This is a genomic window from Microcystis sp. BLCC-F209 (assembly GCF_041928595.1).
GTDB lineage: Bacteria > Cyanobacteriota > Cyanobacteriia > Cyanobacteriales > Microcystaceae > Microcystis.
Genome location: NZ_JBHFLL010000335.1, coordinates 1 through 12840 on the forward strand (window position 1 = coordinate 1; position 12840 = coordinate 12840).

At 41.8% G+C, this 12840-nt stretch carries 10 protein-coding genes and 4 pseudogenes; 6 read left to right on the forward strand and 8 right to left on the reverse strand.

The window, feature by feature from the left end:
- Positions 1-132 (forward strand): annotated as a pseudogene (locus ACE1AQ_RS22415) (IS630 family transposase); the annotation flags it as partial.
- A gap of 36 nt (positions 133-168) precedes the next feature.
- Here the strand turns inward: ACE1AQ_RS22415 and ACE1AQ_RS22420 are convergent.
- The 4 genes and pseudogenes from ACE1AQ_RS22420 to ACE1AQ_RS22435 all read right to left on the reverse strand — a co-directional run.
- Positions 169-432: pseudogene (locus ACE1AQ_RS22420) on the reverse strand (DUF29 domain-containing protein); the annotation flags it as partial.
- Between the two features lie 103 nt (positions 433-535).
- Positions 536-862 (reverse strand): annotated as a pseudogene (locus ACE1AQ_RS22425) (DUF29 domain-containing protein); the annotation flags it as partial.
- A gap of 45 nt (positions 863-907) precedes the next feature.
- The gene (locus tag ACE1AQ_RS22430) at positions 908-2143 is read right to left on the reverse strand and encodes a PEP-CTERM sorting domain-containing protein (RefSeq protein ID WP_110545991.1); all 1236 of its coding nucleotides are present in this window, start codon (positions 2141-2143) and stop codon (positions 908-910) included.
- Between the two features lie 509 nt (positions 2144-2652).
- Complete coding sequence (locus ACE1AQ_RS22435; RefSeq protein ID WP_008203467.1) at positions 2653-3639, reverse strand: RNA polymerase sigma factor, RpoD/SigA family; 987 nt, start codon at positions 3637-3639, stop codon at positions 2653-2655.
- Between the two features lie 701 nt (positions 3640-4340).
- Between ACE1AQ_RS22435 and ACE1AQ_RS22440 the strand changes: the two genes are divergently transcribed.
- Positions 4341-5765: a Ni/Fe hydrogenase subunit alpha gene (locus tag ACE1AQ_RS22440; protein ID WP_106909333.1), complete on the forward strand. Its 1425-nt coding sequence runs from the start codon at positions 4341-4343 to the stop codon at positions 5763-5765.
- 88 nt (positions 5766-5853) lie between these two features.
- Here the strand turns inward: ACE1AQ_RS22440 and ACE1AQ_RS22445 are convergent, their stop codons facing one another.
- Positions 5854-6426: a Uma2 family endonuclease gene (locus ACE1AQ_RS22445; RefSeq protein ID WP_110545990.1), complete on the reverse strand. Its 573-nt coding sequence runs from the start codon at positions 6424-6426 to the stop codon at positions 5854-5856.
- A 283-nt stretch (positions 6427-6709) separates the two neighbouring features.
- Between ACE1AQ_RS22445 and ACE1AQ_RS22450 the strand changes: the two are divergent.
- A pseudogene (locus ACE1AQ_RS22450) lies at positions 6710-6913 on the forward strand (hypothetical protein).
- On the opposite strand, the gene ACE1AQ_RS22455 reads toward ACE1AQ_RS22450, so the two are convergent.
- From ACE1AQ_RS22455 to ACE1AQ_RS22465, 3 genes are all read right to left on the reverse strand, one after another.
- The gene (locus ACE1AQ_RS22455) at positions 6902-8077 is read right to left on the reverse strand and encodes a CfrBI family restriction endonuclease (RefSeq protein WP_110545989.1); all 1176 of its coding nucleotides are present in this window, start codon (positions 8075-8077) and stop codon (positions 6902-6904) included. The pseudogene ACE1AQ_RS22450 and the gene ACE1AQ_RS22455 sit on opposite strands and share 12 nt — an antisense overlap.
- Positions 8061-9281, reverse strand: coding sequence for a site-specific DNA-methyltransferase (locus tag ACE1AQ_RS22460; RefSeq protein WP_253257790.1), 1221 nt, complete (start codon positions 9279-9281; stop codon positions 8061-8063). Before ACE1AQ_RS22460 ends, ACE1AQ_RS22455 begins: the two co-directional genes overlap by 17 nt.
- An 84-nt stretch (positions 9282-9365) precedes the next feature.
- Positions 9366-10637 carry a dihydroorotase gene (locus ACE1AQ_RS22465; RefSeq protein ID WP_110545988.1) on the reverse strand — a complete coding sequence of 424 codons (1272 nt, stop codon included), beginning with the start codon at positions 10635-10637 and terminating at the stop codon, positions 9366-9368.
- A gap of 189 nt (positions 10638-10826) precedes the next feature.
- On the opposite strand from ACE1AQ_RS22465, the gene ACE1AQ_RS22470 reads away from it, so the two are divergent.
- The 3 genes from ACE1AQ_RS22470 to ACE1AQ_RS22480 all read left to right on the forward strand — a co-directional run.
- Positions 10827-12095: a DNA methyltransferase gene (locus ACE1AQ_RS22470; protein WP_008203472.1), complete on the forward strand. Its 1269-nt coding sequence runs from the start codon at positions 10827-10829 to the stop codon at positions 12093-12095.
- Between the two features lie 13 nt (positions 12096-12108).
- A complete protein-coding gene (locus ACE1AQ_RS22475) occupies positions 12109-12306 on the forward strand; it encodes a hypothetical protein (RefSeq protein WP_110545987.1) in 198 nt (65 codons plus the stop codon).
- Positions 12307-12471: 165 nt separating this feature from the next.
- Positions 12472-12840 (forward strand): Rpn family recombination-promoting nuclease/putative transposase (locus ACE1AQ_RS22480; protein WP_374808846.1); only part of this gene is annotated, 369 nt, incomplete at its 3' end.

Below are 12840 nucleotides of genomic sequence, written 5' to 3' on the forward strand. Positions count from 1 at the left end.
GAAATATTATGGAGATTTTTAAAATATGAATGGATTGAATTTAGCGCCTATAAAGACCGAAAGAGCCTCCTCGCTTACGTTAAAAAAGTGCTGGACAATTTTGGAGGCGAGTATGTAATTAATTTTGCCTAGGTACTTAACCAGATTTAGTATTAGATAGTCAATAGTTTATTCCCAATCGATCTGCAGCCATTGATTATCTAAAACCTGTTCGAGATTAAAAATTATCTGACTCGGTAAACCGCCGGGGGATAAACCCATTTTTTTTCGGACGGCCTCTAAAGCTGTATGGTAGGATGGCTCAAAAATCTCCCGAAGATAGGGCTTTAAACTAGGGCTATCCTCCAGTAAATCTTGAATTTCTGCCCGAAAATTATTGATTTCTCCATGACCATGATTGCCATTCCGGTCTCTTTCCGATTGCCAGTAAGTACCTAAGCAAAATTAATTACACATATCTAACCACCTCTTGCTTCTTGTCTCTTGCCTCTTGCCTATCTTCACTAGGAAATTAATTTTGCACGACTACTTAAGTTAATTTGAGTAAATGTTCTAGGAGACGAGTTAAAAGACTTTTGAGCGCGTGTCTTTCACTTCTCCCCATCGATTCAATCTCCTCAATTAAATTGTCTAAATCCACCTCGGCAAACTGGCCTTTTTTTAATTGTTCTGCCGTGGTTTTTAGCCAGAGATAAAAATCTTCTTCGTATAGTGTTGGGGTCGCTGTTTCTGTCGCTCTAGTCATGACGGAACTGCCACAGGTGAAAACTAATCGGGATTCTATATTGTAGCAATTCTCATATCGGTGAGGTACAAAGTCTCTCAAGGCTGAGGACTGACGTTCAAAAAGATCGCACTGCATTGATTGAGTGCGATCGCTTTTAGTGATCGATGTTTAAGTAGCGACCTACTTTAATAATTTGCGCGTCAAAGCCGAACCTGCACCCAAAGCACCGATGGCAAGTAAGCCTAAGACTGACGCAGGTTCGGGAACTTTTTCAGGTCCTGGGATCTGGGTTGCTTGCAGCATATTGATCGCCCAGGCTGTTTGCATAGGCGGAGTGCCATAGGAGCCGCCAGACCAATAATCAGAACCGTTTTGGTTGTCAACAAGATACTGGGAAAATTCCTCCCACCAGTTCCAGGTACTCCCCGGATCGAGGGGATTCGTTCCCTGACCAACAAGGTTAGTAATTGTGGTCGTATCGTCCAGGCCGATAGTGCTTTCTAAACCCTTATAGACTGCCCACATACCGTAGTAGTCGCCAAAAGTACCACTAGCTCCAGAGGTTTGCCAATTATTGTTGATATAGGTTAGGGCATTCTGGACGCGGGAACTGCTAGTAGCTAGGCCAGCAGCGGACATCTGTACCAGTCCCGAGCCAGTCCGCAGGGGAGTCGTATAGTAAGGTTCAGTATAGCCCAAGCCGCCCGTCGTGTCATTCTGGCTGTAGTCGATCCAGTTCAGTTGCAGATTCTTCACACTGGTAGGCCAGGTAATACCTGCCCCTTGAGCATACAAGCCCGCTAGGGCTGGCCATTGGGAGACCGAGTTATCGGAATCGCCAAAGTTGGGCGTATAGCGCCAGCCTCCTGCGTAAACGCCGGTGCTAGGGTCATTCTGTGCATCAGCCAGGTAATCGATCGCTGACTGAACCACCTGGCCATAGGTTTTACCGTTGACGAGGGGGTTTGTCGAGCTAATCACCGTACTCAGGGGAGCAGCCTTGATAATGGCAGGCAGGACTAACCCCGTGTTGTAAACCTGATTGTAATCGTTGGGACCGAACCTCAGCCCAACACCCGCACTTTGGGCGTTGCTGAAGAGGTAATTCAGTCCGTTAGTCACATTCGTGCTATAGGTTCCCGATGTCGGGGTGTTTCCCTCCTCGATAAATGCCAGCAGGGCAGCACCAGTTGCGGCAACATCTGCACTGTTCACGTTGTCGTAAATCCACTTCCCATTAGCTTGCTGTTGGGTTGCCAGCCAGGCCAAGCCAGAATCGATCGCCGCTTGTTTTTGGGTATTAGTTGCCGCTTGCGTTGCTGCCGGGAAAGCAACGGCACCCGCTAGAGCAAAACCTAGAGCGATCTTGATTGAGTGACTCACTCGCCCCGAAGAGTCATATTTTTCATTTATCATAACTATCTCCCTAATGATTTTTGTGTCCAATTAAAGCGAAATCGCTTACGGAGAAGATGTCGAAACCTGCAAAGAGTTGAGTCTGGTTTATACGCCAGTCATCCCTTTATTTGACCGTTGAAATAAAGAGATTTAAGGACTCAATTTATTCCTTAAATATTTTTCACTCGACTTACCTTAAGTATAGATAATTGAATTTTGAAAGTCAAGCATATTCATCTATTTTGGCTTAAATATAAATCTTTTTTTAGAGATATTTTATGAAACAAAATGGACAAAAGTTAACAAAGCTACTCAGATTTTTTCTACAAAGTTGGACATATTTTTAAAAATTTTGTTAAGACAGGTTCAAATGGACATAAAAATTAACATTTTATCGATCTTGCAGTTAACGAAACTTGAAGAATTCCCACCTTTTTTTTGTTGAGATTAGTTACAAATCTTTAGCAAAAATAAACCGAAAAAAAAGGAGAGCGCCAGCTCTCCTTCTTGGTTATTTGCTAATTTTACTAACTAGCGACAATATATTCCTTGACGTTGGCCCGGCGACGGCGTAAATGGGCCAGGGCCTGGTGTTCTAATTGTCGCACTCGTTCCCGACTGATGTTCATTCTCTGACCGATTTTGGCTAGGGATAACTCTTTGCCATCGGTTAAACCGAAACGGAGAGTAATTACTTCCCGTTGTTGGGGAGTTAATTCGGCCAGGAGATTGGCTAAGTCTTGCCGTAATAACTCTTGGGTGATGAAGGTATCGGGAGAAACTCCGCTATCTTCTAATAATTCCGACAATTCCGTATCCTGGTTATCGCCGACACGCACATCAAGGGAGATGGGTTGACGAGCCATACTGAGATATTCGCGGATTTGAGCGGGTTCTAGCTCTAATTCCAGGGCAATCTCGGCAGGAGTGGCACTTCTGCCCAGTTTTTGGGCGAGTTCGCGCTGGGTTCTTTTGATTTTGTTCAGTTTTTCGGTGATATGGATCGGTAAACGAATGGTGCGGGCCTGTTGAGCGATCGCACGGGTAATCGCTTGTCGAATCCACCAGTAGGCATAGGTAGAAAATTTATAACCTTTGGTGGGATCAAATTTCTCTACACCCCTTTCTAATCCCAGACTACCCTCTTGAATTAAATCTAGGAATTCCATGTTCCGCTTTTGATATTTCTTTGCGATCGCAACTACCAAGCGGAGGTTAGCTTCAATCATTTTCCGTTTAGCTCGATCGCCGGTTTTCAAGGCCCGATCCAGTTCATTTTCGCTTAAATTCACCGAATCCGCCCAATCCAAGCGATCTGGTTCCCGTCCTAATTGCTTCGATAGTGCTTCTTTCGCTTCTAACAGGCTCATCATCCGTTGGACTTGTTTGCCGTAAATAATTTCTTGTTCGTGAGTTAGGAGGGGAACTCGCCCAATTTCGTGCAGATAGGTACGCACCATATCGGCATTAAGGGTGGGCAGTGGTTGAGTTTGGTTGGTTTTTGCGGTGGGCATTGGTTTGGTGGTGACTCCTTGACACAGAAAAAGTCTGTTACTATTCCGACTCGCGGGTGAGTCTGGCTTATCTGAAGTCGGTATGAGTTCGTTGGAATTTCCCTGATTGTATCCTGCGCTTTTAGACGCAGACAATCCCCTAAAGGTTCAGAGTTAATTCATTCTTTGGTATGATGTTAGGTTTATCCTTTTTTCTCAACATCCAGAACAACAGTATTATAGTTTAGGACTATCAACTACAATCGCTTGTTTTTGGGTCGCTTTTTCCTGAATCCTCGGCAGTGCTGCTGATACTGTTAGGTAAGACTACAAGACCAAAAGGTGATTTTCCCGATTAGTCGTCAACAATCCGGCCGACTTCCGACTCTTTCGCCCTCAGCCTTGAGAGCCAAGCAGAACCAAGCTGAAAACTGACAGCCGAGAACCGACTTCTATATATATAATGACCGATCAACACCAGCAAAGGGAGATGTAATCATTGCGGATTTCCGAACTATTTTCTGTAGTATTTGCTACAAAATGCTAAATTAGCCCCGATAGAGAATCGGGAAAAATTGTTATAAAAATTAGGATTGCCAGGGGGGTAATAACTATCATAGAGACAGCAGGGCGGGGATCGGGATAAATTATCGTTTAAACCAAGCTCGATCGCACTCTCCACAATACCGTTCTGTGGAACTCCTGAACAATGAGGACTTACTATGACTAAAACCGTCGTTATCGATCCCGTCACCCGGATCGAAGGCCATGCCAAGATCTCGATTTTCCTTGACGATGGGGGGGAAGTGGATGACGTGCGTTTTCATGTGGTCGAGTATCGCGGTTTCGAGAAATTCTGCGAAGGACGGCCGATGTGGGAGATGGCGGGAATTACTGCCCGAATTTGCGGGATTTGTCCCGTTAGTCACCTACTTTGTGCCGCCAAAACTGGCGATAAAATTCTAGCGGTGCAAATCCCCCCTGCGGGGGAAAAACTGCGGCGCTTGATGAATTTAGGACAATTAACCCAATCCCATGCTTTAAGCTTTTTTCATCTTAGCAGTCCCGATTTTCTGCTTGGTTGGGAAAGTGACCCCGCCAAACGGAATATTTTCGGTTTAATCGCCGCCGATCCCGACCTAGCGCGAGCAGGCATCCGTTTACGTCAATTTGGACAGAAAGTTATTGAACTTTTGGGAGCAAAAAAAATTCACCCCGCTTGGTCTGTCCCGGGGGGTGTGCGTTCCCCTTTGAGCGAAGAAGGGCGACAATGGATTAAAGAACGACTGCCGGAGTCTAAAGCGACTCTTTACACGGCTTTAAACCTGTTTAAAGGACTTCTGGACAATTTAACCACAGAAATCGCCGCTTTTGGTAATTTCCCTTCCCTGTTTATGGGATTGGTCGGTAAACGGGACGAGTGGGAACACTACGGTGGTCATATTCGTTTTACCGATAGTCAAGGCAATATCGTGGCCGATAACCTCAGCGAAGACAATTATCGCGATTATATCGGCGAATCAGTAGAAAAATGGTCTTATTTAAAGTTTCCCTACTATAAACCCCTCGGTTATCCCAATGGTATCTATCGAGTGGGTCCGTTGGCACGGTTAAATGTTTGTTCCCATTTTGGCACGGAGGGAGCGGATATGGAGTTACGGGAATATCGCCATCGGGTCGGTGGTGTAGCAACCTCTTCTTTTTACTATCATTATGCTCGTTTAGTGGAGATTTTAGGCTGTTTGGAGCGTATCGAACTTTTAATCGACGATCCCGATATAGTTTCTCCACGCTGCCGGGCCGAAGCGGGAATTAATAATCTGCAAGGGGTGGGAGTTAGTGAAGCGCCCCGGGGTACTTTATTCCATGATTATAAAGTGGATGAAAATGGTTTGATTGAAACGGTGAATTTGATTATTGCCACGGGTAATAATAATTTGGCCATGAATCAAACGGTGAAACAAATCGCCCAACATTATATCCATGGTGGCGAAATTCCCGAAGCGATGTTAAACCGGGTGGAAGCGGGTATTCGTTGCTATGATCCCTGTTTAAGTTGTTCCACTCACGCTATGGGACAAATGCCGCTACAGCTAGAGTTAGTTAATGCAGCCGGTGAGGTGATCAATACTCGACAACGGGGTTAATTATCTAAGTTGTTGGGGGGTTAGGAAATAGGGGAAATTTATCCTAATACCTGACCCCATTTTACTATTTTTTTTTACGGTGAAGATTCTAGCTAAGAATTTCTAGGTTTTGATAAAGAGTTTCTATCGGACAAGAAAAGTTAATACAGTTAATAGTGATTAAATCTCCCGCGTGATAAATATGGGGAATCCAGAGGTTATTAGATTGACGTTGATATTGTTCGATTAGGACTTGTTTTTGTTCGATCAGCAGATATTCCTCTAATTCAGGGATAGTTTGATAATCGGCAAATTTATCGCCTCTATCAAAGGCTGCCGTAGAGTCGGATAAAACCTCGATAATCACTCGCGGATGCAGGATAAAATCTTCCTGGGAAACTCGATCTCGTTGGTCACAAGTAATGGCAAAATCGGGATAATAGAAGATATTTAAGCTAGGGAGACGCACTTTCATATCGGTAGCGTAGGCAAGACAACCACTACCCCGTAAATGATTAATTAATTGGGCTGAAAGATTACCTGTGATGATAACATGGGCTTTACTGGCCCCCGCCATCGCCAAGATTTGCCCTTGCATATATTCATGTTTAATGGGACTAATTTTCTCTATTTCCAGATAGTCTTTTGGAGTAAAATAAGCGTGACTTTTACCGGCTGTCATGGTGTTTACCTCGCTCATTGACCGATCGAATAAAAATAAAAATAAAGCGTAATTATAACGTCAAAAAAACATATTAGCATCAGTTCAGTATCAGCCAAAAACTCAATTATACTACAGTCAAAAAACCTAATTATTTCGTGTAAGTTATAGCAAAATCTCCTTGTGCGGAAATGAAGTTATCTGTCTCTTGTCAGTTTAGGAAATTTCTACAAAATTAGGCTCTTCGGTTCGTGTTATGCAATGGACGGGGGTTATAAGGGATGGAACCATTATATAGAAAGGCATTTAGCGATTTTTGTCAATTGTTTGTGATCTAGAGCGAACTAATCAATTAAGTCTCTTACCAGATCAGGATTTAGTTGATTTATGCCCCCCTATCGAACCATACCAAGTAACGAAGAACCCAAAATTATGTCGTTTCAGACAAGGAGAAATCAAGGTTTTTTCCCAGTTTAATAAAAGAGAGATAAATATCCTAGCCATCTAAAGTATCATCATCTTTATCGCTTAGTTCATTTTCTTGAAAACCATCAACATTTTCTTCTAACGTATCACCAAAATTCAAAAAACTCAAAAGAGGAGCAGAACTAATTTTCTGAGAAAGATAATCATATAAAGATTCTTCATCAATATCAAGAATCTCTGCTCTGTAATCCAATCTTGATTCTAAACTTCTAGCCAGTTCTTGCGGCCAGAATTGCATACTCATTTGTATAATTTCACTTCCAGCCCTCTTAGCAGCTTCCACTGTCTTTTTTGACTTAGCAGGCAGTCGATCAATAATAATAAAAGTCCGAGATGTAGTTTCTCCATATAGCTCAACATTAGCAAAGCGAGATAGTTTATCTTTTGTGATCTCTGAATTTCCTCTACCAATGAAACCTATATCGAAGCGAGCTAGTTTACCAGCCCGTAATCTTAAAGTTCCATCGCATTCACGAAGATTGGAATTGTCAGATAGCCAAAATACTCTTTCAATAATTGGACTTGATGGATTCTCAATATACTGAAAACCAAGAATATGTAAAACCGAGCCGAGTACGAGTCTCTCAAAAAGCTTCCCATATGTGGATTTATCAGAACCTCTGATAGTGAGAGTTGCGCAGCCAATAGCAGTTGTTAGCCTTATTATATCTCGCCATTCTAGATTCCTGTAAACTTTCCCACTTTCATCCTCAATCAGTCCTAAAAACATACGAATTGATCCAAAATCCTCTTCACATTTTTGCGATGCCTCTTCCAATGCAGCTTCAAAATCTTGAATATATTTTTCTTGTGCCGCTGGATTATCTCGCAATACATTTTGAACACCTTTGCCTGTCAAACCAATTAACCAATTAGCAGGCCAGATCAATTCTTTATCAGAACGACGGGAAGATTTAAGTTGAGATAATGCCATATCAGACAGTTGGTCAGTAAAATTCTCCACCCCTTGCCAACCTTTTGCAAATAAGGCAACCATTGCACCAGAGGCGATCGCCACTCGTCTACTTGTTAACTGCTCAGTTTGAGTGCGTATGTTCTCCCCACATAGAATATCTAGGGTTAGCTGTCTTACAGTTTCCACACCCAATTTTTCAATAAAATCCCTACCGCTACCACTTAGGATTAATTTGCCCTTTTCAGGAAATAGATCATCTATTGTTGTCATCGATAGCCTCCCATTGAATCTCAATTTGTTCTGGTGGTAGTTTAGACGGCTTGCAGTTTAGCCATAGAATAGACGAAAACTTAATATTTTTCCATCTAGGAATTGTTTGTTGCATCAGTTCAATATAATTAAAATTACTCTCGAATAAAACAAAACGTCTATCTAAAGAAGCGGCCGCTAGTCCCACGGTTCCTGAACCAGCAAAGGGATCTAAAACCACATCACCTTTAAAAGAGTAATAGGTAATCACTTTTTCTGCCAATTCTACGGGAAAAGCGGCGGGATGTTTTGAGTTAGTGACTGGGTTAATTTTCCAGACATTAGTGCGTTCATAACCATCGGCAATTTTTGAGGCTTTTACTACTTCTTGATCGGGATGATTACGAATATGCCAATCGATGAGTAGATCCGTGTGTTTACGATAGACTAAAACGTATTCAGTCACTGGCACAGTTTTGTATTGGAGAGGATTGCGATCGGCGGCAAATCTGCGGCCTCTACCAGTTGCCCACCCTGCTCCCTCTGGTTTTAGCCAAATAATATCATCAATAAAATCGTAACCTTCCTCAACAAAAATTCGATGTAAATCAAAGGGGACAGCAATACGTTTAGAAGCTTGATTACGGGAAGCACGACGCAACAGCACGGGAGAAATATTAATGACAAAAAAACGTCCTTCACTCAAAACTCGATGGCATTTTCTGATCACCTGTCGCAGCTTCAATAGATAGGTTTCGTATTCTTCAAATTCTGAATATTCCGGACGAGCATTAAAATAGGGTGGTGAGGTAAAGATTAAATCAACACTTTCTGCGGGCATTTCCTCTAAAAGTTCGCCACAATCACCAAATCCGATGGTATTTCTCAGAGAGGAAAGCTTATATTCTTTTTTGGTTTTCTTGCGGTTTTCTAATTTAGATTCATCCTGTTTTAACAGACGAGCGATAATAATTTCAGTCCGGGTTGTCCTATCGGCTAAAATTTCGGTGGTGTAAGCATCGATCACCACTTCCCCAACGGTTTTTTTCTGGTCATTACATAGAGGAATTCGCCAAATATGATATCTGTCATCCACTTCTGGTAAACCTAATTTAATCGCATTAACTAAATTTATTTCTCGCAACCAATTAAGGACAATTTCTTTAGCTTCTGCCACCGTGCGAAGCAGATAACCGCGCTTTTCCGATACCAGTTCTTTTTCCATGTCATTACTCTAGTTTTCTCTAGAATTCTAGCTGATCATTATCCAAAAAACTAGGAGAGTCTCAAGATAGAAATTGGCCACCCTTTAAAAATTCCACATTTCTAAGACTTTTCCCGTAATTGTTTGATTTAACCAGAAAGTATTATGACTGAGGGAGTGAAGATTATTTGCCGTTACTTTCCAGCTTGCTTGGGGATGAAAAAGAATTGCTTCTGCGGGATTACCGGGGTTGAGAGATGCCGGTTTTTGTTGTAAACAATGACAGGGATTGAGACTCAGCGCTTGCCATAATTGTAAAGCTGATAATTGCCCGGTTATTACTAATTTTTCCCAGAGTAGCGGTAAAGCTAATTCTAACCCGATTGCGCCGGGGGGTGCTTCTGCAAAAGAGACGGTTTTTTCTTCGTAGGTATAGGGACGATGATCGATCGCGATTGCATCGATAATTCCCTCCTTAATTGCCGCAATTAACGCCTTGCGATCGCTTTCGTTGCCCAAGGGGGGAGCGAGGTGTAAACTAGGATGATAGGTGGCGATCGATCCTGTATTTAAGAGGAGATGCAACCACGTCACACTAGCGGTTATCGGCAATCCCCGCATTTTTGCCTCGCGAATTAATTCCACTCCTCGACGGGTGGAAATTCGCATTAGGTGAACAGGTGTATTAATTTCGCCGACGATTTCTAAAATTGTGGCTAAAGCAGTGGTTTCGGAAATAGCAGGATCCCCGGGTAAACCGAAGCGAATCGAGGTTTCCCCCTCACGCATGACTCCATTACCCTTTAATTGCTGATTTACGGGGGAAAGGGCGATATTTTTACCGAGGGGTTTTAGGTATTCCAATAAGCGCCGCAACAGTCCCAAATCTTCCAGACTGCGATTATCGGTAAAACCCACCGCTACAGGCATTAAATCAGCCAATTCCGTCATTTTTTGCCCTTGCCTGCCTAGGGTGAGACTTGCCCAAAAATGCAGACGGGTCGATTTTGAGTCAAAAAACCCTTGACTTTTTTGTTGTAATGTGCTAATCAGTGCGGGGTGATCGAGGGGAGGGAGAGTATTGGGGAGAATTGCCACCCGGGTGCAGCCTCCGGCCGTGGCCGCTTTGAGCAAAGATGCGAGGGTTTCTCGATCCTCGTGGCCGGGTTCCCCGGAATGACTGTAGAGATCGACTAATCCTGGAGCAAAAATACAGTTTTGACCGGAAATATAGTTACTGTTTTCTCTTGGGGGAAGCTGAGATTCGATCGCTTTAATTACCCCCTCCTCAATCCAGACATCGGCAATGCGATCGGTTTGTGTCAGGGGGTCAAGGACTCTAACCTGTTCTATGATCGTCGAGGATTGGCTATTCACGCAGACTAATTAAAACGTCATTTTTTCCTCTGGCAGTATATCACGTTAAGTAAAAAGTAAAAAGTAAAAAGTAAAAAAGTTGAGTTCTCGGTTAGGTTAAGGGAGGATAAGTTAGAATATTGATCAGCTACGGTTTTAATCTTTATTTTAATTGGCTGACCTACCCTAAGAAGAATTGATAGCCGAATCATGCAGTTAGAACTTTTCGATTTTAATAATTTAGAAGAATTTAATCGGGGGACACCGCGATTAGTTTCCTTTCGAGATTTAGTACCAGAAATCACCAGCACCAGTTATCTAACCCACAGCATCTATTATTATCCTGCCAAATTTATTCCCCAAGTGGTGAGATTCTGTCTTGATAATTACACCAAAAAGGATGATTGGATTATCGATCCTTTTGCTGGTTCGGGTACGGTGGGTTTAGAGGCTAAACTTTGTCAAAGAAATGCGGTTTTAACTGACCTGAATTATCTTTTAAACCATATTATACCGATTAAGATTACAGAACACCAAGAACCATTGAGTTACTCGGAGTTAGATAAAAAAATCTTAGAAGTTTTTGCCAGCAAGGATAAATTTATCCCTCAGTGGTCAAATTTAAACTATTGGTATCCAGAGGAGATTTTAGCAGTTTTACAGAAACTTTGGGCAGGTCAAAAAAGTCTAAAACTTGATTTGTATTCCCAGATCATTCAAGCGGTTTTAGTGAAAGTTAGTAAACAGTTTTCCTATGCAGAACATACCAAACCTAAATTATTTCAATCGAAATACAAAAAATCAGATATACAAGAACTATTACAAAGAGATTGGCAAGAGGAATTAAAACGAACGATTAAAGAGATGAGTTTTGAAACTTTAACCAGCGTAAATCAATATATTACCGTAACTTGGCGCAATTATAATCAGGTGCTTTTTTATGGAGGAGTAGATAGTGCCACTTTTGAGATTGAGCAAAATCTAGAGTTAGATTGTTTAATTAGTTCCCCCCCCTATCTGCAAGCACAGGAATATATCAGAACAGCAAAACTAGATTTATATTGGTTAGGATATACAGAAAAAGAAGTGCAAAAAATCTCTAAGCTAGAAATTCCCTACCGACAGGCTACCAGATTAATCGAAACCGAAACCTTAAATCAAGTGAGATCAAGTTTAGAGAAAGAGAATTTACATAAAATACTCGATTCCTATTTTTGTCACACCATCAACGCTTTAGAAAATGCCACCAGAAAATTAAAACAAGCTGGGAAAGCTTGCATTTTTGTGGGTAATCCGAAAGTGGATGGGGTGGAAGTAGAAACTTGGCGAATATTAGGGGAATATTTTCAGGAAAATGGCTTTATTTTTGATACCGTCTTTGAGGATAGAATTAAAACCAGACAATTATTCAAATCTCGCAAGAATAAAAATCCTGATGGCATGAAATCTGAATATTTACTAATCTTAGAAAAAAGGTAAATTTTTATTGCTTATGTATCCCAAATATTCCCTATTTCATAAATATTTGAACTGTCTGGAATCCTTACCTAATTTTCAGGAAAATATTGAAGATAAACCCTATATATCTGGTCAATTACTGGCTGAAGTAAAGTTAATTACTAAGACAGATTATGCTACCGTTAATTATGTTTGTGAACTTAAAACAAGATTAAATCATGATCTATCTTAATCTGTGATATAATATTTCGTAAGCTTGGGTCAAAGATTACCATGAAATCAAAGACTTTTACTAATGATCGGGGGTTTATTTAGCTTAATTGTTTAGGAATTGATAGCAAGTAATCTTGAATTTATTGATGTGGATGGTAGTAATTACAAAGGCAGAACGCTCGCAATGTTTGATAATATTTGTAAATTTATCGCCGAAAACTTCTCCGATGATCTAGCCACTTGGTTATTGGGTTCTCCCCTCCCCTTAACCGTCCTCGACCCGACGGAATTACAATTAGACCCCATTCGTGCCGATTCCCTGATTTTTTTGCAGTCAGAGGAATTAATTCTTCATACCGAGTTTCAAACCGACCCCGACTCCAAAATTCCCTTCCGAATGCTCGATTATCGGATTCGCGTCTATCGTCGTCATCCCCAAAAACAAATGCGTCAAGTGGTAATTTATCTGCGACGCAGTGATTCCCCCCTAGTGCAAGAAAATACTTTCCGTCTGGGGGAAACCTTTCATTCCTTCCAAGTCATCCGTCTTTGG

Coding starts and splice junctions, on each gene's coding strand:
- ACE1AQ_RS22470 (WP_008203472.1), top strand. CDS start 10,827: ATGCAGTTAGAACTTTTCGATTTTAATAATTTAGAAGAATTTAATCGG.
- ACE1AQ_RS22460 (WP_253257790.1), bottom strand. CDS start 9,281: ATGGAAAAAGAACTGGTATCGGAAAAGCGCGGTTATCTGCTTCGCACG.
- ACE1AQ_RS22475 (WP_110545987.1), top strand. CDS start 12,109: ATGTATCCCAAATATTCCCTATTTCATAAATATTTGAACTGTCTGGAA.
- ACE1AQ_RS22430 (WP_110545991.1), bottom strand. CDS start 2,143: ATGATAAATGAAAAATATGACTCTTCGGGGCGAGTGAGTCACTCAATC.
- ACE1AQ_RS22440 (WP_106909333.1), top strand. CDS start 4,341: ATGACTAAAACCGTCGTTATCGATCCCGTCACCCGGATCGAAGGCCAT.
- ACE1AQ_RS22455 (WP_110545989.1), bottom strand. CDS start 8,077: ATGACAACAATAGATGATCTATTTCCTGAAAAGGGCAAATTAATCCTA.
- ACE1AQ_RS22445 (WP_110545990.1), bottom strand. CDS start 6,426: ATGACAGCCGGTAAAAGTCACGCTTATTTTACTCCAAAAGACTATCTG.
- ACE1AQ_RS22435 (WP_008203467.1), bottom strand. CDS start 3,639: ATGCCCACCGCAAAAACCAACCAAACTCAACCACTGCCCACCCTTAAT.